Below are 25776 nucleotides of genomic sequence, written 5' to 3'. Positions count from 1 at the left end.
CGCGGGCCTACGATTTTACTTCAACAGTTTGATATTAAAGCATATTAATGCCAGTGTTATGTAGGCCGGGCAAGGCGTCGCCGCCGCCCGGCATAAAGGCTGGTACAGCGCCTGATGGCGGTTGCCACGCAACCACTCAGCGACAGTCGTCGACGGCGACAAACTGGCCATGCTGCAGGGACTGAACCGCCGCTTCGGCAATGGCCTGCGCCTGCAGGCCGTCCAGCAGGCCGGGCAGATCGGCCACGGTTTCACCATTCAGGGCGCGAATAAAGGCGTCAAGATGCTGGTAATAAGATCCCTGTACCCGGCTGAACCAGTCCGGCCACAGGCCCGGCTCAATGCGCTGATTGCCGCGCCACAGGGTAGGGCCCGCCGGCGACTGGCTACCGGACTCCAGCGCGCCTTCGGCGCCCAGCAGCGTGATCCGTTCATCATACCCGTGGCCGGTGCGGCGGGTGTTGTCCAGCTGCGCCAGCGCGCCGCCGCGCATCTGCATCATCAGGATGGAGGTGTCGACATCGCCAAATTCGGCAATGTCCGGCAGGGCCAGCGCCGCGCCCATCGCCGCCACGGTACGCACTTCATCGCCAGTGAGAAAGCGCAGGAGATCGAAGAAGTGGATCGCCTGATCGCGCATCTGGCCGCCGGAGCTGCGCAGATAGTCGAGCGGCGGCATGGTGGAGGCGCGGCAGACCATCTGCACCAGCTCGACCCGGCCGATCAGCCCTTGCTCCAGCTGGCGGCGGAGCTGCTGATGGCTGCTGTCGAAGCGCCGGTTAAAGCCGACAGTCACCGGCACGTTCAGGGGGAGCACCCGCTCCACCACCTCACGGGCGCGCGCCAGGGAGAGGTCGATCGGTTTTTCGCAATAGACCGCCTTGCCCGCCCGGGCGGCGGCTTCCAGCAGTTCGGCATGCGACGGGGTTGAACTGGCGATCAGCACCGCGTCGATGGCGTCGCTATGGATCGCCTCGCTCACTGTCACCGCCCGGGCGCCATAGCGGGCGGCCAGCGCCTGGGCGCGCTCCGGGGCGGCATCGGCCACCATCGTCAGCGCACTTCCTTCATGACGGGCAAGACTGGCGGCATGAACCTGACCGATAAAACCACTGCCTACCAGGGCAAAACGTTTGCAGATCATTTTTTTCTCCAGAATGGCGAGGGGACGTTGCCACCATAATCGGTTTGCTAAACTCACTGACACTGCCGTTTTGATGGATTTCCATCATGAAGAGAGGGGCGATGAAAAACATTTCACTGGCGGTGCTGGCCAGACAGATTGGCGTCGGCGTGGCCACCGTTGACCGGGTGCTGAACGAACGCGGCGGCGTATCGCCGCAGACCACCCGCAAAGTGCTGCAGGCGGCGCGCGAGGCGGGGCTGAAGCGGATCCTGCCGGAGGAGCACCGCTTTCCCTGGCAGGTTGAGGTCTTTCTCAGCAGCAATGACTCGTTCTTCTTTCCCCAGCTGGCGCAGGATTTTGCCGCCGTGGCGGATAGCCTCGGCTATCGCCGTCTGACCCTGCACCGCACCTTTGTCCCGGAGTCGCAGCCGACGACCCTGGCCCGGCGCATTGTGCGCAGCTGCCAGCAGCGTCAGGGGATCATCGTCTTCGGCAATGACCATCCCGCAGTGCACGACGCGCTGCGCCGCTGCCGGGAGGCGGGCGTCCCGGCGATCACCCTGGCGACGGACCTGCCCGGCGCCGACCGACTCTGCCACGTGGGGATCAATCAGCTGCAGGCTGGCCGCACGGCGGGGTTAATGCTGGGGAGGATGACGCCGCGGCCCGGCGAGGTGCTGATGGTCAGCGGCCGGCAAGATTACAGCGCGCATCGCCTGCGCATTCAGGGGTTTCGCGAGGTGCTGAGCCAGCGCTTTCCCCACCTGCAGCTCAGCGACGTGCTGGCGGGTGAGGAGCGGCGGGAGCAGATCACCCGCCTGCTGGAACAGGCCCTGTGCCGCAGCCGGAATATTGTTGGGATCTATAACACCGGGCTTGGCAATACCCAGATTGCCGAGGCGCTGGCCCGCCACCGCCGCGAAGGCGACGTCTGCTGGATCACCCATGAGCGTTACAACACCACCCGGCAGCAGCTGGCGAAGGGGAGTCTGGCGTTAACGCTCGATCAGAACACCCGCCAACACGCCCAGCTGGCGATCGACCTGATGCTGCGCCATCTGGAGTCCGGCTACCAGCCGCAAACCTATGCCGACGGTAAAGTCGACTTTATCCTCTACAGCGCCGAAAACGTCGACTGAGTCGGTCGGCGTATCCCCTCCTGACCGCATGACTATCCCTGGCGGGTAAATACCCGCCTGGCGGGGAAGCGATCGCGTCAAAGCGTTGTCTGCCTCTCATTTTTCGCTCATTTATGCGGCAATGTTAGATGTCTGTCAAAATTCTGTTACTGCATAGTTTTAAAATTTTCATTTCAGTTATTTACTTATAAAAGTTTCAAATGTCTTGTTAATGAAATAAATGGTCTGAAATCCAGGTTGCGGCGTAAATGGACTAACGTTTCAAAAAAGTGATGAAAAAACAGCCGTAATTTGTGATTTAGATCACGATGGAGTGCGAGAGGTGCCGCAGCGTCGTCGATATCACAGCAGACATTTGCCGCAACGTAACTGAAATTAATTTTTCATTTTGTTTCATTCACCGGCGTACCTACAAAATCAAGGATCAACTATGAATATTAAGAAAACGATTGTTGCCTCTTTGTTAGCCTGCATGCTGCCTGCGGTGGTTATGGCAAAAGACGTCTCTATTGGCGTCTCCATGGCGCTGTTTGACGATAACTTCCTGACGATCCTGCGGACCTCGATGCAAAAAGAGATGAAAAAAGACGGCGTTAAATCGCAGATCGAGGACGCAAAAGGGGATGTCTCCCAGCAGCTGCAGCAGGTGCAAAACTTTATCGGCCAGGGGGTGGACGCCATTATCGTCAACCCGGTGGATACCAATGCGGTGAAACCGATTATGGATCAGGCCACCAAAGCCGGGATCCCGCTGGTGTTTGTGAACCGCCGTCCGCAGGCGGAGCTGACCGACAAGATGGCCTATGTGGGGTCGGATTCCATTCTCGCCGGCCGTCTGCAGATGGAAGCGCTGGCGAAAGCGATGAACGGTAAGGGCAATGTGGCGATCCTGCTCGGCGACCTGGCGAATGAGTCCACCCGCGATCGTACCAAAGGGGTGGAAGAGGTGGTGGCGAAATACCCGAACATCAAAATCGTCCAGAAGCAGACCGCGAAATTTACCCGCAATGACGCCGTGGACGTGGTCAGCAACTGGATGACCAGCGGTGAGGATATCCAGGCCATCGCCTCCAACAACGATGAAATGGCGATCGGCGCCCTGCAGGCTCTGGGCAAAAACCCGAACCATATTCTCATCGCTGGCGTGGATGGCACCCCGGATGCCCTGCAGATGCTGAAGAGCGGCAAAATGATCGCCACCATCTTCCAGGATGCGAAAGGCCAGGGTGAAGGCGCAGTCGACGCGGCCATCAAGCTGGCGAACGGCGAGAAAGTGGAAAAAATCATCGACGTGCCGTATCAGCTGATCACCAAAGAGAACATGGCTGAATTTACCAACCGTAATCAGAAATAGTCCTGGCCAACCCGTGGTACGGAGGTGGATGTATGAACGCTTTTGCACTTGAAGCCGAAGGTATCAGTAAGTTCTTCCCCGGCGTAAAGGCGCTCGATAATGTCTCATTGCGCGTGCGTCCGGGAACGGTGCATGCCCTGATGGGCGAGAACGGCGCTGGTAAATCCACGCTGATGAAGTGCCTGATCGGTATCTATCGCCCCGATAAAGGGTCGATTCGCGTGAAAGGGGAGCCGGTGGAGTTTACCGACACCATGGATGCGCTGCGCTCGGGGATCTCGATGATCCACCAGGAGCTCAATCTGGTGCCGCATATGACGGTGGCGGAGAATATCTGGCTGGGGCGCGAGCCGATGAAGTACGGCTTTGTCGACCACGGCCAGCTGACCCGCCAGACCCAGGCGCTGCTGGACAAGCTTAATATCCGCTTAACCGCCGACCGGCTGGTGGGCGACCTGAGCATCGCCGCCCAGCAGATGGTGGAGATTGCCAAAGCAGTCTCGTGGAACGCGGATATCGTGATCATGGATGAGCCCACCTCGGCGCTGACCGAAGGCGAGGTGGCTCACCTGTTCACCATCATCCGCGACCTGCGCGCCCAGGGTAAAGCGATCATCTATATCAGTCACAAAATGGATGAGATCTTTGCCATTACCGATGAGATCAGCGTGTTTCGCGACGGCACCTGGGTGGGGAGCAAAAACACCACCGAATTTACCCGGCAGTCGCTGATCACCCAGATGGTGGGCCGCGAATTAACTCAGCTGTTTCCGAAATTTAATAACACCATCGGCGAAGAGGTGCTGACGGTGCGCAACCTGACGCGCCAGGGCGTGTTCCATGACGTCAGCTTTACTGTACGCCGCGGTGAAATCCTTGGTGTGGCCGGGCTGGTGGGCGCCGGGCGCAGTGAGGTGATGGAAAGCCTGTTCGGTATGGAGCGCTTCGACAGCGGCGAAGTGCTGATCGACGGGGCGCCGGTGACCATTGATTCCCCCTCCGTGGCGATTGAAAAGGGGATGGCGCTATTAACCGAAGACCGCAAAAAGTCGGGCCTGTTTCTGGTGCTGTCGGTGCTGGAAAATATGAGTATCGTCAAAATGCCGGAATATATCGGCAAGAGCGGTTTTGTCCAGCACGTGAAAATGGCCGAAGACTGCATGGAGCAAATTCGCCGGCTCAATATTAAAACGCCGACGATGGATCAAATTATTAATAACCTCAGCGGGGGGAATCAGCAAAAAGTCCTGATTGCGCGCTGGCTGTTAGCGCAACCCAAAATCTTAATTCTCGATGAGCCGACCCGCGGTATCGACGTCGGGGCGAAGGCGGAGATTTATCATCTGATCAGTGAACTGGCGAATCGGGGGGTGGCGGTCATTATGGTCTCCTCTGAGCTGCCGGAAATCCTTGGCATGAGTGATCGGGTTATGGTGATGCATGAAGGCCGTATCACCGGCATCCTGGAAAAAGACGAAGCCGACCAGGAAACCATTTTGTCGTTGGCATCCCATTGAGGCACAGAGAATGAGTAATATGAAATTAACGGCGGCTCCGGCCAGCGAGGGTTCCTCCTTCTTCGCTAATTTGCGGCATAAAATGCCGAAAGATACCGGCATCTTTGTGGTGATGCTGGTGATTGCCCTGACTTTTGAAATTGCCGGCTGGTATGTTCGCGACCAGTCGTTCCTGCTCAATACCAACCGCCTGGTGCTGATTGTGCTGCAGGTGGCGATCATCGGCATCATCGCCGTCGGCGTCACCCAGGTGATCATCACCACCGGGATTGACCTCTCCTCCGGCTCGGTTATCGCCCTTGCGGCGGTGGTGGCGGCGAGCCTGGCGCAAACTTCCGACAGCCTGTCGCCGATGTTCCCGGCGCTGGTCAACCTGCCGGCGGTGATCCCCATTTGCGCGGGGATCGGCGTCGGCCTGCTGTGCGGCCTGACCAACGGTTTTCTGGTGACGCGGACCGGTATTCCGCCGTTTATCGCCACCCTCGGGATGATGGTTTCGGCGCGCGGTCTGGCGCAGTATTACACCCAGGGCAACCCGATCAGCTTCCTCTCCGACAGCTTTACGGCGATAGGTCAGGGGGCGATGCCGGTGATTATCTTCTTCGTGATCGCCGCCGTGTTTCACATTGCGCTGAAGCATACCCGTTATGGCAAATATGTGTATGCCATCGGCGGCAACATGACCTCGGCCAAAGTGTCCGGCATCAACGTGAATAAGTACCTGGTGATTGTCTACACCATCGCCGGGGCGCTCTCCGGGCTGGCGGGGGTGGTGCTGGCGGCGCGCGTCAGCAGCGGCCAGTCGAGCATGGGGATGTCCTACGAGCTGGACGCGATTGCCGCCGCGGTGATCGGCGGCAGCAGCTTAATGGGCGGGGTGGGGCGCATTACCGGCACCCTGATTGGCGCGATGATCCTTGGTCTGATCAAAAGCGGTTTTACCTTTGTCGGCGTCGATGCCTACGTGCAGGATATTATTAAGGGCATCATTATTGTCGCCGCGGTGACCATCGACATGCGTCGCAACCGGAAAAAACACTAATCTTATCAACGGGCGGCAGCGGCGAAGGATGTCGTTGCCGCCCGTCCTGTCCAGAAATAAACAAAATACGCCCCGCCAGGCGCGGCCTGTCTGTTTTGCCCACGCGGCTCATCCTGTACAGTTTTGCCACTTCCGTTGTCCATTCGTCAGGGGGCCCATGCGTGGCCTCCGGTTTCTGGAGTCGTATGAATACACCATCCGTTGTCAAATCCTCGCCGCTCTGGCGACCGGCAAGCAGAGGCATTATCGTCACGCTGATCGCCGGACTGGCGATCCTGGCGCTCGGTCGGGGCGTGAATTTGCCGGCCAGAGAGGTTTACCGTGAGATGCAGACCCGCCAGCTGGAGGAGGATGCGCAGTGGGTGGCGCAACGCCTTGAGTGGCGAATGAACACGCCGGCGCCGCAGCGGGAAGCCGCCTGGCCGTTGGCGGCGATGCGCGCCGAACTCCATACCCTCGCCCGGCAGCGGCATTATCAACTGCTGCTGGTGAATGGCGACGGGCATCTGCTGGCGGCGTCGCATGCGCTGCCGGCCAGCGTACTGGCCCAGGTGCAGGCGCAGTTCCCCAGGGAGATGCAGCCGCCGCTGTTCGGCAGCCACTACCAGACTATCCAGCCTTTCGCCCCGCACCAGCGGATGTTAACCCGCGCGCTGAACGGCGAGGCGGGGCTAACGGGCTGGAATCTGGTGGTGCTGGCGCCGGACGGCGGATTGCCCTCGTTACTGATGGCTTACCGCTGGCCGGTGACGATCGGCCTGGGCATGCTGTTTGCCGGTGCGCTGCTGGCGGTGAGGCAGGCAGCGCGCGCCCGGCGAAAACGCTAATTGCCGACGGCGCCGTCAGGGATGGCGAAACTGCAGGGTGGCGGGGAGGTAGCGCTGGAGCGGCTCCGGCGCCTGGCCGTCGATCAGCTGGCTGAGCAGATCGTAGCAGTGCCAGGCCAGCTGGCGATTATCCTGCTGCACGGTATCAATGCGCAGGGAAAGCGAATCATACAGGTAGTGATCGTCGAAGCTGGCGAGATGAATATTGGAGTCCAGCAGATGATGCTGGCTCATGTAGCGCAGGACCCCTTCGAGCAGTCCGCAGGCCGCGGTAAATAAGGCCTTCGGCGGACGTCCCAGCCGCGCGCAGAGCGCCGCGAACATCTCATACCCGGAGCTGGGGTGGTAGTTACCGTTGATCACCCACTCAGGGCGCAGCGTGACCCCCGCCTGAGCCAGGCCTTGCGTGAATCCCGCCAGCCGGTCGCGCGACGGCGACAGCCGCGGCTGGCCGCCGAGAAACCAGAACTCGTCCGCATGCTGAGGCGCAATGCGGGAGATCAGCTCGGCGGTTGGCGTCACCGAGTCGGTCATCACCAGCGGCAGGGCGCTGTCGCTGGGGGAGCGGTCAAAAAGCACCACCGGCAGCTGTTCGCTGAGCTTCAGGTAGTCGGCATCGCTGTGCATGCACGAGGCGACGATCAGCCCGTCGACCTGGCGGGCAATCATATTATTGACCACCACGCTCTCCTGGCCGGGGTTTTCGTCGGTGCAGGAGATAAGCAGCTGCACGCCAGCTTCCCGGCAGAGCGTCTCAAGCTCATGGGAGAAAACGGCAAACCCGTAGTTGGTGATCTCCGGTACCACCAGGCCAATGGTATGGCTGCGGTTATCGCGCAGCGAGCGCGCATGAATGCTGGGCTGATAGTGCTGCTCGCGGGCGATCGCCAGCACGCGCTCGCGCGTCTCTTGCGCCACGCGCAGCTCTTTGCCACGGCCGTTGAGCACCAGACTGGCGGTCGCTTTGGAGACGCCCGCCAGTTCGGCGATATCTTTGATAGTTACGCGTTTGGTTTTCATCACCACTCAGGAGCCTGAAAGCAAAACGCTTATACTACCATGCATGGCCGCAGCAGCCAGCGGCAGAATGCCACCGGCGTCGCACCGCTGAAGATTAACTGCCCCGGATAGCCCGGGAAGAAGCGGCTGCTCATCACCCCTTCGCCATCGTTGATGAAAATTTCCACGCTGGAGCGGTCGATAAAGATCCGCAGGCGCCGCGCTTCGCCGCGCCAGTAGCGGTGATGCATCTCGGCGGTCTGCAGCCCGCGGCGCGACAGACGCAGGCCGTCACGGTTGACGGTAAGCTGCAGGGCGCCGGCAAAGTCCAGCCCCAGCGTGCTGTTGGGGGCGATGTCAAAGGCCAGCTCCATCGGGGCGAGGGGCAGGGTCTGCCCGCGCCAGCCCTGGGCTTCCTCGCGCAGAGCGGCCAGCTCGCGCAGCGGGCGCTGATACAGGGTGCCCGCCTGCCACTCCAGCTCGCGCACGCAGGTCATCTGGTGGATCCATCCCTGTGCGCGGGTGGGTTGATGCATCTCTTCCCCGTCCGGGACGCCCATCCAGCCGACCAGCAGACGGCGGCCATCCTCGGCCAGCATGGTCTGCGGCGCGTAGAACTCAAACCCGCTGTCCAGCTCGTGCAGCGGGCCGTGGTCGAAGGTGCCGCGTTCGGCGTCGAAGCGGCCTGCCATCCACACCGCCGGATAGGTATTGAGAAAGCGCTGCGCTTCACGGGCCAGCCCCTGCGGGCAGCAGATCAGCAGGTGGGTATCCGCCAGCGGAAAGAGATCCGGGCACTCCCACATATAGCCGCCGTTCGCCAGACCGTTAACGCCATGTCCGGCGATCTCGCCCACCAGGCGCCACTCCCGCAGATCGCTGGCGGTGAACAGCAGCACTTTACCGTGCTGTTGCAAATCCTGCGCGCCGAGGACCATGTACCAGCACCCGTCCTGCTGCCACACCTTGGGGTCGCGTACATGGCCGGTGTAACCGTCAGGGAGCGGCAGCACCGGCCCCAGCTTGCGGAAGGTGCCATCGGCATTCTCTGTCGCCAGGCACTGCCAGGCGGTACGCCCGCCGTCGGGGAATTTCACGTTGCCGGTGTAGCACAGGGTCAGGGCGCCCTCGAACTCGACCGCGCTGCCGGAGTAGCAGCCGTTGCGGTCATACTCTTCGTCCGGCATCAGGGCGATAGGTTCATGCCGCCAGTGCAGCAGATCGGCTGAACTCCAGTGTCCCCAGCACTTATAGGTATGGTCACAGGCGAGCGGGTTCCACTGATAAAACAGGTGGTAACGCCCGGCGACCTGGCAAAAGCCGTTGGGATCGTTCAGCAGTCCGCTGACCGGCGCCAGATGCCATTGCGGATAATGGCTGTCGGCCAGCGCCTGCGGCTGGCCCTGCATAACGGCCTGCAGGATCGCAGGCAGGCGTGACGGTAATGACATTATTCAGCGTCCGTTTTGTATTTCAGCGTCAGAGAGAGCATGAAGGCCACGGCGAAGGCGATCGCCATTCCGATAATGTAGTTCAGCAGCGAGCTGGCCTGCACGATGGCCATCCCCGGGATCGCCGTCAGGCCCACCGCGGTCATATAGACGTGCATTGACACCACCCAGGCGCCGCCGGCGGCACCACCGACCAGCGCGGCGATGAACGGCTTCACAAAGCGCAGGTTAATCCCGAAGATTGCCGCTTCCGTGATCCCCAGCATCGCCGAAAACGCCGACGGCAGGGTGATGGCTTTGATTTTGGCATCTTTGGTTTTAAACCACACCGCAAAGCAGGCGCCGCCCTGAGCGACGTTGGCCATCGCCCAGATCGGCAACAGGAAGTTGACGCCAATCGATGGGTTGCCCAGCAGACCCGCCTCGATGGCATGGAAGCTGTGATGGATACCGGTAATGACGATCACCGAGTAGAGGCCGCCGAACAGCAGGCCCGCCAGCCAGCCGGCGTGGCTGATAAGCGTGCTGAGGATAAACGAAATACCGTCGCCGAGCGCGCGACCGGCCGGGCCGATCAGCAGCAGGGCGATAAAGCCGGAGATAATCACCGTCAGGAACGGGGTGAGGATCAGGTCCAGCGCGTCAGGGATAACGCGGCGCAGCCGTTTCTCGACCATGCTCATAAACCACACCGCCAGCAGCACCGGGAAGACGGTGCCCTGGTAGCCGATCATCGCCACTTCGATGCCGAAGAAATTCATGGTGTGGAAGCCGGCGGCGACGCCCCAGGCGTTGGTCAGCGCCGGGTGGGTGAGGATCCCGCCAAGGGTCGCGCCCAGATAAGGGTTACCGCCAAATTCGCGGGCGGCGGTAAAGCCGATCAGGATCGGCAGAATGATAAACGCTGCCGAGCTGCACATATCCAGCATGATATAGATAGCGTTGCTCGGGTCGACCCAACCGTAGGTTTTCACCATCCCCAACAGGCCCATCAGCAGGCCGGAGGCGACGATGGCGGGAATAATCGGTACGAAAATGTTGGACAGCAGGCGGGCGATGCGCTGGAACGGGTTCAGCTTTTTCGCGGCCAGGTCGGCGGCTTCGGATTTGCTTGATTCGCTGATGCCTGCGGCCTGGATAAAGGCGGCATAGACTTTATTGACCACCCCGGTGCCGAAGATGATCTGCATCTGTCCGGCATTGCGAAAGCAGCCTTTCACCCCGTCGATTTTGCCAATGGCCTGTTGGTCGGCGAGCGCGTCGTCGACCAGCACCAGCCGCAGGCGGGTGGCGCAGTGTGCGGCGCTGGCGATATTTTCCTTGCCGCCCAGCAGGGGAAGCAGTGAGCGGGAAATCTGATCAAAATCCATAGTACCCTCTAAATGCATGATGATATGGCGTGGGCGGCGCCAGCCGTGGCAGGCACCGCGAACCTTATATTTATGTGTTACTTACCCTGTCGTCCGGGTTACCGTCAGAACCAGGTCTCCATTTGCATACCGAACGACCATTCGCCGCCCGATTTGAACCCGTTGCTGCCTAATGCATCATCGTTGGCGTAGTTATCCAGTTTTTTGCTCCAGTCCATCCACGATGTATAGAAGCGGATCTCCGGACGCGAGAAGAAGTCGCCGATGCTGCCCACCTTGAAGGTTGGGGCGAAGGTCAGCTTGTAGAAGCTGCCGTTCACCGCGTGGCGATCGTTGTAGCCTTCAGGCTGCAGATCCATGTACTGATAGCTGCCCTCCCAGGCTAGGGCGAAATTCTGCGTCACTTCCTGAATCAGACGCAGGTTGAGAGTGGCCCACTGATAGCTGTCGCCATCGACATAACGATCTTTACTGCTCTGCGCCAGCACGGCCGGGGCAATAAACCAGCGATCGCTCAGCGGCGTCGTGCCGTAGCTGGCGAAGCGCCAGGTATTGGCCCCCGGGCGCAGCGCACCGTCGGAGCCGATGCCTTTAACCTCGGCGCCCAGCCCGTGGCCGTACAGCAGGGCCGTTTTGCTGGTCCCGTCGCGCAGGCCATAGAAGCTCTCATTGTGCAGGCCCAGCAGAGCATGGACCCCGGTGTTAGCGGCATCGCCTTTCACCAGATTGCCGTTCGTGTCCTGGCGTTCGTCATTATCTTTCGCCCGCATCCCGCTGACCATCATCTGCACCGGGCCGGCAAAGTTATTCATGCTGACGATATAGTTCTGCACGCTGTTACTGCTGTCAGCGATATCGCCAAAGTTGCGGCCGTATAACGAGAAGTTGCTGCGCAGGCTGTCGTTCCATTTCACGTCGTAGATCCCGCCGCCGGTCCCGGCGAGGAACACCACATCCGAGTCAATCCAGTGGATGTCGAAGTTGTCACGGTCAAAGCGTTTCCCGGCCCACAGGGTTGCGCCTTTGAACGGGCCTTCGAAGGTGGGCAGGTTGCCCAGCTCGACAAACGCCTGGCGCACGTTCAGGTCGCTGCTGCTTGCCGTCCAGTCGTTATAGGTGGTTTGCCCGTCGGCCACCATCACTTTGAAACGGGTGGTCGCCCCGTTGTCCAGCGTCTGTTTATGTTCGAGGTTCATTTCCACATAGGTGTCGGCCTGGTTGCCCAGACGACCAATGGCGCCACCGGTCTCCCCGGCGGGGGTCATATAAGCGCCGGATTTGGTGCTGGCGGCCGAGTCGTTCATGATCACGCCGGAACGGGCATAGCCGTGGAACTCAAAGCCGCCAGGCCGTTCGGCTTTTTCTTCCAGCTGAGTGGTGCGCTTGGCCACCTGCTGGGTGGTGACCTGGGTTTGCTGCTGCTGCTGGGTTAACTGCTGAACTTTCTGCTCCGCCGAGGCGGCACGGCTTTCGGCAGTGCTGGCGCGGGTTTCGGCGTCCTGCAGGCGTTTTTCCAGGGCGGCGAGACGCGCTTCAATGCTGTTCAGGTCTGTCTGCCCATGGGCGGCGGCGGTGCCGGTTAGCAAAGCAATAAGAATGGCTAACTTCCGTTTTTTATACATGCTGTTGACATCCAAAGGTGAAAATCAGTGAGTGTGCTAACTTTTGCTAAACCGGTTTAGTTAATATGGTAAACATGTCAGTAACGCGGTGAAAATAAAAATTGCTAAACCGGTTTAAGAATTGTGATGTCGCCAGCAAAGTGGGCCGTTAGCCGGCCCAACGGGATCACAGCGAGCGCTGAAGATCGTCCCTGTAGGGCAGGGCGGTCATGGCGCCTTTGGCGGTGGTGGCCAGCGCGCCGCAGGTTTGCGCCAGCGTAAGGTCGGGAGCCAGCGCGGCGAGGTTGTCAGGGATACCGTGAGCGGCGAGGCCGGCGAGCAGCCCGGCGACAAAGGCATCGCCGGCGCCAGTGGTATCAACGGCCACCACCGGGCGAGCGGGGAAGTGGCTAACCTGCCCGCGCAGGGCGGCCTGGACCCCCGCTTTGCCCTGGGTCACCAGCAGCAGCGTCGGCTGGAAGCGGGCGTTCAGCCGGGCGATGCCGCTGACGATGTCGTCGCTGCCGCTGACAAAGGCCAGCTCCTCTTCCGAGAGTTTTATGGCGTCGGCGAGGGCCAGCGCCCGGTCGAGACAGTCACGCAGGTCCTGCGGATCCTGCCACAGGTCGCTGCGGATATTGGGGTCGAAGCTGACATAGCCCCCGGCGCGTTTTATCGCCTCCATTGCCGCGAATGCCGTGCTGCGGCTCGGCTCGGCGCTGAGAGCGATGGAGCAGACGTGCAGCCACTGGCCGGCGGCAAACGGCGGGAGATCCTCGGGCTGAAGGAACAGGTCGGCGCTCGGACGGACCATAAAGGTAAAGGTGCGCTCCCCGTGCTGATCGAGATCGACCACCACGGTGGAGGTGCGCTGCGCGGCGTCGAGGCGCATATAATTCACATCGACCTTCTCCTGCGCCAGGGTGTGACGCATAAAGCGGCCGAAAGGATCGTCGCCGACGCGGCCAATAAACCCGCTGTCGCCGCCGAGCCGCGCCACGCCGACCGCGACGTTGGCCGGTGCGCCGCCGGGGCATTGCAGCAGGCGGCCCTCGCCATCGGGCAGGAGATCAACGACCGCATCGCCGAGTACCCAGATTTTTCCATTCATTCGACAAATTCCTCTTAGCTAAACTATGTTAAACCGGTTTAGCTAATTAAAGCATAGCCCACCGGTAAGCGGAACGATCGGGTCACGAAACAGGGAGGTGAGGGTAAAAAATGTGAGCCAGGCGAAATATTTCGCCACTCCAGATCTGGACTTTTCCTTCCCCACCCGCTTAGGTATAGTTCAACAGGTCGCGGTTAGCCCCGCCGCGGTGGCCAAAGGTAAAGGAGTGCGCAGCGCGATGAACCCCAGTTTTGGCGATATTTACGATCGGTACCAGAAGCTGACGCTGACCACGCATCTGCCGGCGGTGATCGCCTGCAGTGAAACGCTGAGTTTGGGCAAAGACCAGGGCTTTATTCCGCAGCCGGGCTATCTCTACTTTCTGCTGCAGGGGCAAATGACGCTGGCCTTTGGTGATGAGCAGAACCTGGTCGGGATTGTTATCGCGCATATGCCGTTAGGATTACTGGAACATTATTGTCCGTCGGTCGCGCTCTATTATCGGTGTCTGGGCGAATGCCAGCTGGCGAAAATAACCGCCAGCGATTTTGAGCGAATATTCTTTCATTCGTCGCCGGGCTATATGCAAGAGCTGACCACGATCCTGGCCTATATGGGCATATTTGCCCTTGATGCCCACTATGAACGTGGCAGCCAGACCAGTTTTCAGACCATTAAATCGATGCTGTCGCGCTATCTATATCGCAGCGAAATCGATGGTGGTCAGCATGAGAGCCTGTCGGCATTTATTATTAAACGAACCAATCTCTCGCGCAGCTATGTGTACCAGGTGCTGGCCGCGCTGCGCGAGGGGGGATATATCACGGTGAAAAAAGGCAAGCTGATCTCCATCGACCGTCATATTCCTGAGAAATTCTGAACCCGATTCGGCAGATTCACGCCATCACGTTGCTATCACCGCCAGGGAAAGCGCTAAGCGCGCTTTTTCCCCGGCCCCGTTACGTCTGAATCTGGCTGTTTTATTAAGTTAACCTTTCACTCTGGAGTTATTTTATGACCCTGGATTATGTTGCGCTGGCCATTCTGATCGCCGTGGCCTTAATACTGTTTTATGGCGTGATTGTTATTCACGATATTCCTTATGAAATTGCCAAAGAGCGGCGCCATCCTCATCAGGATGCGATTCATTATGCCGGCTGGGTCAGCTTATTTACCTTGCACGCCCTGTGGCCTTTGTTATGGATCTGGGCAACGCTGTGGCGCGAAGATCGCGGGTGGGGAATGCGCCACATTGCCGACGATCAGCAGGCGCTGCATCAGCGTCTGGAAACGGTGGTCCAGCAACTGGAACAGGTCCAGCGCGAGGTGGCTGCGCTGAAAGCGGAGGAGGCAAACTAATGGAAACGTTAATGTTACTGACCTACGCCGCGCTGTGCATCGTGGTGTTTAAGGTTTTCCGCATCCCGCTCAATAAGTGGACCGTACCGACGGCGGTGCTCGGCGGTATCGCCCTGATTGGCGCGGTGATCTTCGGGATGAACTACAACTTCCCGTATACCGACGTTGGTAACCAGGTGTTTCGTACCGTGCCGATTGTGTCGCAGGTGCGCGGCCGGGTGCAGAGCGTACCGGTGAAGCCTAACCAGATGCTGCATAAGGGCGATGTGCTGTTTACCCTCGACCCGACGCCGTTCCAGGCAAAAGTAGACGATCTGCAGGCGCAGATAAAAGCGGCCAGTCAGGATGCGCTCTCCTTAAACGCGGCGTTAAGCCAGGCGCAGGCCGAGCTGAGCAGAGCGGTGGCCCAGCGCGACCAGTCGCGGCGGGAATATGCCCGCTATCGGGAGGGTCATGCCCAGGGCGCCTTCTCCGATCAAATGGTTGATACCCGTCTGCAGACGTGGAAGGCCGATGAAGCCAGCGTCAGCGCGGCTCAGGCAAAGGTGGTGCAGGCGCGCAACGCGCTGGACTCGGTGGTGAAGGGCAAAAATACCACCGTGGCCTCCCTGCTGGCGCAGCTGCAAAAGGCGCAGTTTCAGCTGGAGAACACCGTCGTCCGTGCCCCGGAGGATGGCTATGTCAGTACCGTCGGCTTACGGCCGGGCACCATGTCCACTGCCCTGGGGATGATCCCGCTGATGACCTTTGTGCCGGTGGAGGGCGCCGCCTCGCGGGAGTACGTCGCGGCATTTCGCCAGAACGCCCTGCAGCGTCTGCACAAAGGCGAGCCCGCGGAGCTGATGTTTCCGGCCATCCCGGGTACCGTCTTTCGCGGAGAAGTGGCCGACGTGCTGCCGGCGATTGGCGAGAGTCAGTTTCAGGGGCAGGGCAAATTGCTGACCACAGACGCGCTCAATACCCATGGCCGGGCGCTGGTGGTGCTGAAGGTGACCGATCCGCGATTTGCCGAATACGCTCTGCCGCAGGGGGCCACCCTTGAGGCGGCGGTCTACTCGGATCACCTGAAAGAGCTGTCGCTGATCAGGAAGATCCTGATCCGCATGAAAAGCTGGGAAAACTACCTCTATCTCGATCACTAAGCCGGCGGGCGCAGGGCGGACGTGCCGCCCCGCGCCGCAGTCAGGCCTCGCTGTCCACCAGGCCGTCAATAATGACCTGCCGCACCCCCTGCGAACAGGGTTCAATACGCCCGCGCACCCCATAGACGGCCGCCAGGGTCTCGGGGGTGATGACCGCGGCCGGGGTGCCGTCGCCGAGCAACTGGCCCGCCTTGAGCATCAGCACGTGGTCGGCATGACGCAGGGCAATATTGATATCGTGCACCACCACCAGGGTTACGATGTTGCGCCGTCGGGTCTCCCGGCGTACCAGATCCATCACGTGAAACTGGTAGTTGAGGTCAAGGGCGCTGAGCGGTTCGTCGAGCAGCAGCAGGCGCGGCTGGCGGATCAGCGACTGAGCGAGACCCACCAGCTGCTTTTGCCCGCCGGAGAGCTGATCGAGGTAGCTCATCGCCAGATGGGCAATCCCCAGCTGCCGCAGCAGCGCCATCACCTCCTCCTGGTGCTGCGGACTGTGGCGTCCTCCGGCGGCGCGCTGGGCAACGATAATCGACTCCAGCACATGCAGATGCACGCCGGCGGGCAGCGTCTGCGGAAGATAGACCACCTGCTCTGCGCGACGTGAGAACGGCTGCGTCAGCAGATTTTCCCCCTCCAGCAGCAGCTCGCCGCGGCAGGGTCCCAGACCCGCCATCGCCCGCATTAACGTTGATTTACCGCTGCCGTTTGGCCCCAGCAGCGCGGTGATTTTCCCTCGCGGCAGATGGGGAACCGTCAGGTTCTCGATCACCTTGCGTCTGGGGTAGCCGGCGCTGAAGTAAGACAGCGACAGCCCGGATAACGTCTGGTCGCTCATGCCTGCCCCCGATGACGTAAAATAATGCTCAAAAAGAACGGGACCCCGACCAGGGAAGTGACGATCCCCACCGGAATAATGGCCCCCGGGATCAGGTTCTTCGAGGCGATGGAGGCCAGGGAGAGCACCAGAGCGCCGATCAGCGCGCTTGCGGGCAGATAAAAGCGATGGTCTTCGCCGAAGAGCATCCGCGCAATATGCGGCGCCACCAGGCCGATAAAGCCGATTGGCCCGACAAAGGCCACCGAAAGCGCCGACAGTATGCTGATCCGCAGCAGCGTGGTCAGGCGCAGGCGGCGAACGTTAATGCCAAAGCTTATGGCCCGGTCCTCGCCCAGCCGCAGGGCGGTCAGCTTCCACGCGCTGCGCAGCGACAGGGGCATCACCAGCGCCAGGGCGACCAGCAGGATGGCGACTTTGCTCCAGGAGGCGCGGTCGATGCTGCCCATGGTCCAGAACACCAGCCCCTGCAGCGTGTCTTCGTTGGCGATGAACTGCAGCATCGAGACCAGGGCGTTAAAGGTAAAGACCAGCGCAATGCCGAACAGGATGACCCCGGAGGTGGCCACCTGGGTCCAGCGGGTGATGCCGTCCAGCAGCAGGGCCGCCAGCAGGGCGAAGATAAAGGCGTTGGCCGAGATAAACCACTGGCCGGGAATACCGGGCAGGCCAATACCCAGCACAATCGCCAGCGCGGCGCCAAACGCCGCAGCCGAGGAGACGCCCAGGGTAAACGGGCTGGCCAGCGGGTTATTGAGGATGGTCTGCATTTCGGCGCCGGCCAGTCCCAGCGCCAGGCCGACGATAATCGCCATCACCGCATAGGGCAGACGGATATCCCAGACGATGGCGCGCGTGCCCGGATCGGCGCTGGCCGGATCGGTTAACGTCTGCCACAGGCTCTGCAGCGGCAGACCGGAGGGGCCGAGCATAAAATCGAGCAGCAGCGACGCGACAATCAACAGCGCCAGCAGGAGCATCAGCAGCAGACGGCGACGCACGATACGGCGATAGTCATCTATCACGCCAGAGGTCCCGGCGGGCAGCCCGTCGAGCACGGAGTCGGAGGTTAAACGCATGCCGGATTACTCGCTCTGCTGCCAGGAGAAGACGAACGGCTGGTCCGGCAGGTCGGTGAAATGGCGCACGATATAATGGTAAGTCTCATCCGGGTTGAGATCGCCGAAGGCCTGCGGGTAGATATCTTTCGCCAGGTATTCCATGCCGACAATATTCCACGGGTGGTTATAGAAGTGGTGATAGACGCCATAGGCCCGCTTTGCCTGTACCGCCGGGATCTGGCTGACCCCAGGTCGCGCCAGCAGGATCTGCGCCTGGGCCTTCACCGCCTCCGGCTTAACCTCATAACCCAGGGGCAGCACCTGGCTGTTGCCGCGCTTCGAGCCGGTCATGATCCAGGCGTCGGGCTTCATGCTGATGATTTTCTCCAGCGAGACGAACCCGGAGGCGCCCGGCAGCAGCTGCGAACCGATATTGTTCGCCCCGACCGCCTCCACCAGCCCGCCCCAGCCGCTGTGGCCGTGGGTAAAGCAGCAGGCGTCGCTGTTGCCGGCCAGCGCTTCCACGAAGACGTTGGCCTTCGGCGTGATGGCCGCGGTTTTCTGGCGAATCGTCTGCAGCTGCTGACGATAGTAATCGGTAAAGGCTTTGGCCTGGCTCTCGCGGTTAAGGACTTTGCCCAGCAGGTCGATGCTGGGGGCGGTATCTTTCGCCGGGTCGATCTCATAGTCGACAAACAGCACCGGAACGTGCAGGGCGCTGAGCTTGTCGATGACGCCGCTCTCCATCAGCGCTGGCCTGGCGCGCAGCTGGGCGATCATCAGATCCGGCTGACGGGCGATGACGCTTTCAAGATCGACGTTCCCTTTGTCGCTGAAGCCCATGTCAAGGATCGTGGCCGACTGCGGCCACGTCGTTTTCAGCATCTGCCAGGTGGCAACATCCTGCTTTTTCGCCAGATTATTCCATGCCACCAGCCGTTTAAACGGATTGTCCCGGTCCAGCAGGGCGAGGGTCATAATGTCGCGGCCATCCTGCAAAATAATACGCTGCGGCTCTTTGGCCAGGGTGACCTGCCGGCCGTCGAGGTCAGTGACCGTCAGGGGATATTGGGTTGCATAGCTGAAGAGGGGCGTCGCGATCAGCGCAGTAAGTAACAGCGATCTTACTGATTTTCTTGCCATAAAAGGAGTTCCGTTTGCCAATTTATAAATATAATGATTCTGAGAATTATTCTCGAACAAACATCAACGGCAAGTATATCAAGGACAAATTTCATAAAATGTAACAAACATGTTGGAAATTATGCCAACGCCGACAGGGCGCGCACGGCGGCAGCATTTTCTGCCATGGCTGGAGGTCGAAGACGTTTTTCAGGCTAATTCCTAATGTCATCCCCGGTTCGTTGTGCCATCCTGAATGCGACTCATAACACGACACGTGAGAGAGGATATTATGAAAAAAGCAATGATTGCGTTATCGGCTATTCTGGTTGCAGCTCCGGTTTTTGCTGCGACAACACATGCAACAGATGATACCGTCGCGGCGGCGAATGCCAATGCCAACACCGCCAAAGAGAAGCTGCACCAGGCCCAGCATGAGGGCGAAGAGCAGCAGCTGAAGGCGAAACATGCTGCCGAAGGCAAGCAGGACAGCGTTGGCAGCCAGGTGAGCGAAGGCGCGCAGAAAACCTGGAACAAGACCAAAGAAGGCACCGAGAAGGGGTGGGATAAGACCAAAGAGGTCAGTGAAAAAGGCTGGAATGCCACCAAATCCGGTGCGGAAAAGGGCTGGGATAAAACCAAAACCGGCGCCGAAGAGTTAAAAAATAAAGTGACTGAATAAGTCCTTTTACCTGTCTGAATCAAGGTCGCGAAAGCGGCCTTTTTTATTGCCCCGCCATCAGCACACCTCTTCCCGACAGCCGATGCCAGGAATCGTCCTGGTTAACCAGTTACTCACTCTTTCTTCACATTTGCCCGGTACAAAGGAGCTGAATCAGGAGGTGTACCATGAAAAAGATGATTTCTCTGGCAGTAATTTTATCGTGTGTGCTGAGCGTCCCGGCCTTTGCCGATGGCCCGAACGACGGCCATCGCCCGGGGCAGCCAACGGTGTGGCAGAACGGTCCGGACCATGATGGGCATGCGCCGCAGGGCGGACCTGACGCGCATCATCAGGGCGACCATGACCAGCGTGGCCCGGATCGCGACGGTCATGACAAACGCGATCAGGCACGTCATGAGCAGGACCATTTCGCCTGGCGCGGGAACGATTTCCGCAAAGGCCACCCGGCTCCGGCGCCGTTCCGTGGCGATGAATATCGCGTCCGCGACTGGAGCGACCGCGGCCTGCCGCCCCCGCCGGAAGGCCATCACTGGTCCTATATCGACGGTAACTATGTGCTGATCGCTGCGGCGACCGGGATCATCACCTCGATTCTGGTGAGCGGCGCCCTCAGCCACTAAATGCGCTGCTCCGCGACGCCGGGTCAGGGAAAGCCTGATCCGGCGATGGCGCACTCGCGGAAAGCTACGGGTTCAGCGCAGCATCCGGCCAGTATTTATAACCATTGATCATTGCCTGGGCGGCCAGCCCTTTTTCGGTCAGGTCGTAGACGTTGACCTTCGAGGGCAGGGAGGCGGTATCTGACGCCACGCCGCTGGTGGAGGCGGCGATCGGCGCGATGCCTTTGTCATCATATTTTGCGGCGGCATTCGCATCGGCGCCAACCATGTATCCCTGGCGGATAAAGGTCTCCAGGGCTGCTTTATCATGGAAAACCAGCACCGTGCGCTGCTGCTTAATCCCCATCCCCAGGCCGGCGCCGCCCTGGGCCATTTTCATATAGGTATCCTTCCCGGTGGCCTTATTCCGTACCACGCCGTAGCCGCTGCCAAACCCGAACAGCAGGATCTTGCTGCTGTTATTGGCAAACACCGCATACCCCTTCGCATGCTGAATATCACTGCGGGCCTCAGGCTGCAGGGCGTAAAGCTTGTTGAGGGTTTCGCTGCGCATCTTCTGAATGCTGGCCCGCTGCTGGCTGGCGGTATCGCCCTGCGCGCTGCAGCCCGCTAGCATGACGATGGCGGCGAGGGAAAGCGTCTGTAATTTCATACACGTTTATTTTATTTAAATCTGAATATGGTCGGGAATGGTAGGTTAAATAACGGTAAATCCTCCATAAAATAAACGTTTATTTTTAAATTTCACTATTTTGATTATTTATTACTCTGTAATGTGCGGATTATTAAATAAGATGAGTTCATTCCAGGTATTAGAAATGCTGCTTGCATAAAGTTTCCACCACGTTACCGTGTTAAGTCCTTAATTTATTTCCCGGAGAACGGCATGAGTGATTATGTAATCCCCGAAATTAAAGCGACGGAAGATGAAATGATTTCTATCCGTCATTATTTACATGCCAATCCGGAATTAAGTCTGGAAGAGTTTAATACCAGTGAGCTGGTGGCTGGCAAACTGGCGGAGTGGGGCTATCAGGTCACCCGCGGCCTCGGTAAAACCGGCGTCGTCGGCAGCCTGAGCAAGGGCGACTCGCCGCGTACTATTGGCCTGCGCGCCGATATGGACGCGCTGCCGATCCATGAAACTACTGATTTGCCCTGGGCCAGTACGGTACCCGGAAAAATGCACGCCTGCGGCCATGACGGCCATACCACCATTCTGCTGGCGGCGGCGAAATACATCGCCTCGCCGGCCTGCCAGTTTAACGGCACGGTGCATCTGATTTTTCAGCCGGCGGAAGAGGCTATCGGCGGCGCCGATTTAATGATTAAAGACGGGCTGTTCGAGCAGTTCCCCTGCGAACGCATCTTTGGCTTGCACAACATGCCAGGGCTGCCAGTGGGCAAGCTGGGCTTCTATGCCGGCAACTTTATGGCCTCGGCGGACACCGTCAAAATTACGATTACCGGCTACGGCGGCCACGGCGCCCATCCGGAGCGAACCGTCGACCCGATCGTCGCCGGTGCGGCGCTGGTGATGGCCCTGCAGAGCATCGTGGCGCGCAACGTGCCGCCGGGGGAAACGGCAGTGGTCAGCGTCGGCACCTTCCAGGCCGGTATCGCCTCCAACGTCATTCCGGAGAGCGTGGTGATGGAGCTGAGCGTGCGGGCGATGAAGCCGGACATTCGCGATCTGCTGATCAAGCGTATTCACGAGCTCGCTGACTTTACCGCCAAAAGCTATGGCGCCAGCAGCGTAGTGGAGGTGTACGACTCCTACCCGGTATTAACCAACAGCCCTGAAGAGACCGATTTCGCCCGGGCGCTGGCGCTGGAAGTGTTTGGCCGCGAAGGGGTACTGGAGTCGGTCTCGCCGATGAACGCCAGCGAGGATTTCGCTTTTATGCTGCGCGAACGCCCAGGGAGTTACTTCCTGCTCGGCAACGGTGAGAAAGGGGAGAAGGGCGGTTGCATGGTGCACAACCCCGGCTACGACTTTAACGATGACATTATCACCACCGGCGCGACGCTGTTCGCCCGCCTGGTGGAAAAGCACTGTCGCTAATCTCTGGAGAAGAACGCGAATGAAAAAATCACTGTTGCTATGGCTGGCATTAATGGCGTCGACGTCGGCGCTGGCCGAAGGGGGAAAGGAGATCCGCTTCGGCGTCGACCCGACTTTCGCGCCGTTTGAATGGAAAGATCCGCAGGGCAAGCTGGCGGGGTTTGATATCGATTTAGGCAACGCCATTTGCCAGCAGCTGCAGGCGAAATGCGTGTGGGTGGAAAGCAATTTCGACGGCATTATCCCGGCGCTGAAGGCGCGTAAATTCGACGCGATCCTTTCCGGGATGTACATGACCGAGAAGCGCAAAGCGCAGATTGCCTTTAGCGACAAGCTATATAACGGGCCGGTGTTCCTCGTGGCGCGTAAAAATACCCTGCAGGGCAATACGCCGGAACAGCTGAAGGGCAAAACCATCGGCGTGGAGCAGGGCTCGGCGCAGGAGACTTATGTTAACCAGCACTGGCGGCCGCAGGGGATTAACATTGTGGCCTACCAGGGGGCCGATAGCGTGGTGCGTGACCTGGAGTCCGGGCGCATCGACGGCGCAGTGCTCTCCGGGATGATGGCCGACTACAGCTTCCTGCAGCAGCCGCAGGGTAAGGAATTCGCCTTTGTCGGCGGCCATCTGCAGGACGATACGCTGTTTGGCGCCGGGGCGGCGATCGGCTTGCGTAAAGACGATGAGGCACTGCGTCAGGAAATTAACGGTGCCATTGCGAAGATTCTTGCCGACGGCACCTATAAAAAATTAGCCGGCAAATATTTTAGCTTTGATGTTTATTCCGGGACATAATGTCTGAGTGTACCTGCGGGCGTGGAGCGCCCGCCGTAAGATTCCTTTTCTGATTATCCAATCACCTCCTCTCCTGACCCCTGCGGTTACCTGAGGGAAGCAGAATATAAGCTAAGGAGTACTCGGCATGATGACACGTCCATTGGGTAAAACCGGATTTTCCATCGCCCCATTAGTCTTTGGCGGCAACGTCTTTGGCTGGACCATCGATGAAAAAACCAGTTTTGCTCTTCTTGATGCTTTTGTTGACCACGGTTTTGACGCTATCGATACGGCGGATGTTTATTCCCGCTGGGCGGAAGGCAACCAGGGCGGCGAATCCGAAACCATCATCGGTCGTTGGCTGCAGGCGCGCCCCGGCATGCGCGATAAGGTCAAAATCTTCACCAAAGTCGGCTCCGATTTAGGCCTACCCGGCCATAAAGGGCTCAGCAAAGCCTGGATCCAACAGGCGGTAGATGACTCCTTACGCCGCCTGAATACCGACTACATTGATCTCTACTTCTCCCACTGGCCGGATCCGCAAACCCCGGTGGAGGAAACGCTGGAGGCTTTCCACAGCCTGCAGCAGGCTGGAAAAATCCGCGCCATGGGGGCCTCTAACCTGGATGCGATGCAGCTGGCGGGGGCGCTGGAGGTAGCGCGTAAAGGCGGCTTGCCTGCCTGGCAGGTGCTGCAGCCGGAATATAACCTCTACCACCGCTCCGCGTTTGAAGGCGCGCTGTGCGATCTCTGCGTCAGCCGCGATATCGGGGTGGTGACCTACTACAGCCTTGCCTCCGGGTTCTTAACCGGTAAGTACCGCCAGCCGTCGGATCTGGCCCAGAGCCAGCGCGGAGGGGGGATTGGTAAGTACCTGAATCCGCGCGGGATGCGGATTATCGATACCCTGGTGGCGGTCGCGGACGAGCAGGGGGCGAAGCCGGCTGAGGTGGCCCTGGCGTGGCTGATCGGCCGCGAAGGCGTGACCGCGCCGATCGCCAGCGCCACCAGCGTGGCTCAGGTGGAGAGTTTTGCCCGCGCGGCGGCGCTGAGCCTGAGCGCGGAGCAAGTGGCGCGACTGGACAGCGCCAGCGCCTGAGTCACTCCCTCTCTCCGGCGGGGAGAGGGAGAAGGGCTATACATGACGCGGACCGTAGGCCGGGTTAGGCGCCAGCCGCCACCCGGCACTAAAGCGGGTCCGTAGCTGATGCCATCGCCCGGTGGCGCTGCGCTTACCGGGCCTACGCGGTGTCAGTCTGTGAAAGGGACCCGTAGGCCGGTTAAGGCGCCAGCCGCCACCCGGCGAAATGACGGCGCAACCGGAAATGCCCCTGCTCGCGCTGCGCTTAGCAGGGCTACCACTCCTGTGCTATTTCCGGGCTGATTGCGCTCCCGATATTTTTTCTGCGTTATGTCACTCATGGCACAGGGAGCGCACAGGGGGCGGCCAGTCGCCGCCGCCCCCTGTACCCCCGGGCTCCGGCCAGCAAAATCGCCACTGCGTGGTACCTTCGACTTTTCCCTGCAGGCTTCGGGTCGGGCCGAGGCAGCGTCCGTGCAAAACACGGCCCTCAGCCCGCATCCATGCGGGCTGCCCCGGCCTTCCGGGAACGTCTCAGCGATTTTGAGGCCGTCAGCACCGGCAGTTTCAGTCGCACAAGTGGGTAAATTAATGACTGGCTGCTCGGACCGTAGGCCGGGTCAGGCGCAGCCGCCACCCGGCGAAATGACGGGTGTGGTGCCTGAAAGCGTGCCCGGCGGCGCCCCTTTATTCCTGATGGCGGGTGACGTTGAGGATCTTCGCGCTGGCGCCGACCGGGAAATTGCTGAGGGCGCCGAAATCGCTGCCCTGATAGCCCATGATCTTGCCGTCGGTGCGCATCTGCTGCAGATCGATCAGGATCACCCCCAGCGTGGGAATGATTTTCTCCCGCCAGACGAACAGATAGAGATCCTCAGCCACCTGCACATAGTGGCAGCGATCGACATCCGCCAGCCCCTTTTCCACACCGTCCAGACACTGCCAGGTGTAAAAATTGTCGTTGAGATAGATGTGCTCATAGCGCTCGGTCGGGCTGTAGGTGTACTGATTGCGCATGCCAATGAGCGCATCGGTAAAGTCCGGCAGCGGCCCCGACTGCTCATCCAGGCGGGCAAAAACAAACCGTGCCTCTACCGCGGTCAGCGGCAGGCCTTGCTCCACCCGGCTGAAGGCGTCCAGCCGCGCGGCGGCTTCGTCCGGCAGCTGGCCGTAGACCAGGGTGGCGTTGCGCTGTGTCAGGTTGCATACCGCGCTAATGCTGGCGTTATCCCGCTCCGGGTCAAGGAAGTCGATAAACAGAATGTCCGGGCGCAGGGCGGTTGCCCGCCAGGGCGCGCGCTTGCCGTTCCAGCTGAGCGTCTGCTCATCTTCGATAACCAACTGCTGCGGCTTACTGCCTGCGACATAAAAAGTAAAGGTTTCGCCGGCGGGCAGGCTGGTGGTGGCGAGTAAATTACCGTGTGGCGCAAAACCATCGGCCAGCGCGCCGACCTGGATAAATACGGCTTCTGAAGTCATAGGGGCTCC

The 25776-nt window shown here is 59.9% G+C and carries 23 protein-coding genes and 1 pseudogene; 13 read left to right on the top strand and 11 right to left on the bottom strand.

All coding sequences use genetic code 11. The annotated features are described in order from the left end of the window. Window positions 1–136: 136 nt before the first annotated feature. Window positions 137–1144, bottom strand: coding sequence for a Gfo/Idh/MocA family oxidoreductase (locus tag FHW76_RS07995; protein WP_012542555.1), 1008 nt, complete (start codon window positions 1142–1144; stop codon window positions 137–139). Between the two features lie 101 nt (window positions 1145–1245). Between FHW76_RS07995 and FHW76_RS07990 the strand changes: the two genes are divergently transcribed. From FHW76_RS07990 to FHW76_RS07970, 5 genes and pseudogenes are all read left to right on the top strand, one after another. After that, window positions 1246–2265: a LacI family DNA-binding transcriptional regulator gene (locus tag FHW76_RS07990; RefSeq protein ID WP_032691136.1), complete on the top strand. Its 1020-nt coding sequence runs from the start codon at window positions 1246–1248 to the stop codon at window positions 2263–2265. Window positions 2266–2695: 430 nt separating this feature from the next. Further along, window positions 2696–3619, top strand: coding sequence for a sugar ABC transporter substrate-binding protein (locus tag FHW76_RS07985; protein ID WP_002892597.1), 924 nt, complete (start codon window positions 2696–2698; stop codon window positions 3617–3619). Between the two features lie 32 nt (window positions 3620–3651). Beyond that, entirely contained in the window at window positions 3652–5136 is a 1485-nt protein-coding gene (locus FHW76_RS07980; protein ID WP_004202401.1) for a sugar ABC transporter ATP-binding protein, read from the top strand. Window positions 5137–5155: 19 nt separating this feature from the next. Beyond that, window positions 5156–6178, top strand: coding sequence for an ABC transporter permease (locus tag FHW76_RS07975; RefSeq protein WP_004152946.1), 1023 nt, complete (start codon window positions 5156–5158; stop codon window positions 6176–6178). A gap of 185 nt (window positions 6179–6363) precedes the next feature. Beyond that, a pseudogene (locus FHW76_RS07970) lies at window positions 6364–6973 on the top strand (hypothetical protein). Window positions 6974–7020: 47 nt separating this feature from the next. On the opposite strand, the gene FHW76_RS07965 reads toward FHW76_RS07970, so the two are convergent. The 5 genes from FHW76_RS07965 to FHW76_RS07945 form a co-directional block, all read right to left on the bottom strand. Next, a complete protein-coding gene (locus tag FHW76_RS07965; RefSeq protein WP_162494424.1) occupies window positions 7021–8031 on the bottom strand; it encodes a LacI family DNA-binding transcriptional regulator in 1011 nt (336 codons plus the stop codon). 23 nt (window positions 8032–8054) lie between these two features. After that, a complete protein-coding gene (locus FHW76_RS07960) occupies window positions 8055–9455 on the bottom strand; it encodes a sucrose-6-phosphate hydrolase (protein ID WP_012968776.1) in 1401 nt (466 codons plus the stop codon). After that, window positions 9455–10825: a sucrose-specific PTS transporter subunit IIBC gene (locus FHW76_RS07955; protein WP_008805497.1), complete on the bottom strand. Its 1371-nt coding sequence runs from the start codon at window positions 10823–10825 to the stop codon at window positions 9455–9457. Before FHW76_RS07955 ends, FHW76_RS07960 begins: the two co-directional genes overlap by 1 nt. 104 nt (window positions 10826–10929) lie before the next feature. Beyond that, window positions 10930–12447 carry a carbohydrate porin gene (locus tag FHW76_RS07950; protein WP_012968775.1) on the bottom strand — a complete coding sequence of 506 codons (1518 nt, stop codon included), beginning with the start codon at window positions 12445–12447 and terminating at the stop codon, window positions 10930–10932. A 166-nt stretch (window positions 12448–12613) separates the two neighbouring features. Next, on the bottom strand, window positions 12614–13537 hold the full coding sequence (locus tag FHW76_RS07945; protein ID WP_038422210.1) for an aminoimidazole riboside kinase: 924 nt from the start codon (window positions 13535–13537) through the stop codon (window positions 12614–12616). Between the two features lie 238 nt (window positions 13538–13775). Between FHW76_RS07945 and FHW76_RS07940 the strand changes: the two genes are divergently transcribed. The 3 genes from FHW76_RS07940 to FHW76_RS07930 all read left to right on the top strand — a co-directional run bounded on the left by FHW76_RS07940 (window position 13776) and on the right by FHW76_RS07930 (window position 16038). Next, on the top strand, window positions 13776–14417 hold the full coding sequence (locus FHW76_RS07940; RefSeq protein WP_072199744.1) for a helix-turn-helix domain-containing protein: 642 nt from the start codon (window positions 13776–13778) through the stop codon (window positions 14415–14417). Between the two features lie 134 nt (window positions 14418–14551). Further along, window positions 14552–14896: a DUF3302 domain-containing protein gene (locus tag FHW76_RS07935; RefSeq protein WP_008805501.1), complete on the top strand. Its 345-nt coding sequence runs from the start codon at window positions 14552–14554 to the stop codon at window positions 14894–14896. After that, window positions 14896–16038 carry an HlyD family secretion protein gene (locus FHW76_RS07930; protein WP_012542548.1) on the top strand — a complete coding sequence of 381 codons (1143 nt, stop codon included), beginning with the start codon at window positions 14896–14898 and terminating at the stop codon, window positions 16036–16038. Before FHW76_RS07935 ends, FHW76_RS07930 begins: the two co-directional genes overlap by 1 nt. Window positions 16039–16078: 40 nt before the next feature. Here the strand turns inward: FHW76_RS07930 and FHW76_RS07925 are convergent, their stop codons facing one another. Genes FHW76_RS07925 through FHW76_RS07915 form a run of 3 tightly spaced genes read right to left on the bottom strand, consistent with a single transcriptional unit; the run spans window position 16079 to window position 19080 of the window. After that, complete coding sequence (locus FHW76_RS07925; protein WP_008805503.1) at window positions 16079–16876, bottom strand: ABC transporter ATP-binding protein; 798 nt, start codon at window positions 16874–16876, stop codon at window positions 16079–16081. After that, entirely contained in the window at window positions 16873–17901 is a 1029-nt protein-coding gene (locus FHW76_RS07920) for an iron ABC transporter permease (RefSeq protein ID WP_162494475.1), read from the bottom strand. Before FHW76_RS07920 ends, FHW76_RS07925 begins: the two co-directional genes overlap by 4 nt. 60 nt (window positions 17902–17961) lie before the next feature. Next, window positions 17962–19080, bottom strand: coding sequence for an ABC transporter substrate-binding protein (locus FHW76_RS07915; protein ID WP_022066433.1), 1119 nt, complete (start codon window positions 19078–19080; stop codon window positions 17962–17964). 271 nt (window positions 19081–19351) lie between these two features. Here FHW76_RS07915 and FHW76_RS07910 point away from each other — a divergent pair, with 271 nt between their 5' ends. Beyond that, window positions 19352–19741, top strand: coding sequence for a hypothetical protein (locus tag FHW76_RS07910; RefSeq protein ID WP_002892699.1), 390 nt, complete (start codon window positions 19352–19354; stop codon window positions 19739–19741). Between the two features lie 167 nt (window positions 19742–19908). Beyond that, on the top strand, window positions 19909–20364 hold the full coding sequence (locus FHW76_RS07905) for an RcnB family protein (RefSeq protein WP_064142582.1): 456 nt from the start codon (window positions 19909–19911) through the stop codon (window positions 20362–20364). A gap of 64 nt (window positions 20365–20428) precedes the next feature. Here the strand turns inward: FHW76_RS07905 and FHW76_RS26400 are convergent, their stop codons facing one another. Then, complete coding sequence (locus FHW76_RS26400) at window positions 20429–20710, bottom strand: hypothetical protein (protein WP_228961033.1); 282 nt, start codon at window positions 20708–20710, stop codon at window positions 20429–20431. Window positions 20711–21250: 540 nt separating this feature from the next. Here FHW76_RS26400 and FHW76_RS07895 point away from each other — a divergent pair. The 3 genes from FHW76_RS07895 (at window position 21251) to FHW76_RS07885 (ending at window position 24306) form a co-directional block, all read left to right on the top strand. Next, the gene (locus tag FHW76_RS07895) at window positions 21251–22429 is read left to right on the top strand and encodes a M20 aminoacylase family protein (RefSeq protein ID WP_012542544.1); all 1179 of its coding nucleotides are present in this window, start codon (window positions 21251–21253) and stop codon (window positions 22427–22429) included. A gap of 19 nt (window positions 22430–22448) precedes the next feature. Beyond that, window positions 22449–23225: an ABC transporter substrate-binding protein gene (locus tag FHW76_RS07890; protein ID WP_002892707.1), complete on the top strand. Its 777-nt coding sequence runs from the start codon at window positions 22449–22451 to the stop codon at window positions 23223–23225. Between the two features lie 127 nt (window positions 23226–23352). Next, a complete protein-coding gene (locus FHW76_RS07885; RefSeq protein ID WP_012968772.1) occupies window positions 23353–24306 on the top strand; it encodes an aldo/keto reductase in 954 nt (317 codons plus the stop codon). 669 nt (window positions 24307–24975) lie between these two features. On the opposite strand, the gene FHW76_RS07880 is transcribed toward FHW76_RS07885, so the two are convergent. Then, the gene (locus FHW76_RS07880) at window positions 24976–25767 is read right to left on the bottom strand and encodes a MoaF C-terminal domain-containing protein (RefSeq protein ID WP_183476522.1); all 792 of its coding nucleotides are present in this window, start codon (window positions 25765–25767) and stop codon (window positions 24976–24978) included. Window positions 25768–25776: the final 9 nt, after the last annotated feature.

It is taken from the genome of Klebsiella sp. RC2, assembly GCF_014192815.1.
In the GTDB taxonomy this organism is placed as follows: Bacteria; Pseudomonadota; Gammaproteobacteria; order Enterobacterales; family Enterobacteriaceae; genus Klebsiella; species Klebsiella variicola.
The sequence above is the reverse complement of the archived record's forward strand: the minus strand, read 5'-3'. Positions and strand labels throughout refer to the sequence as shown.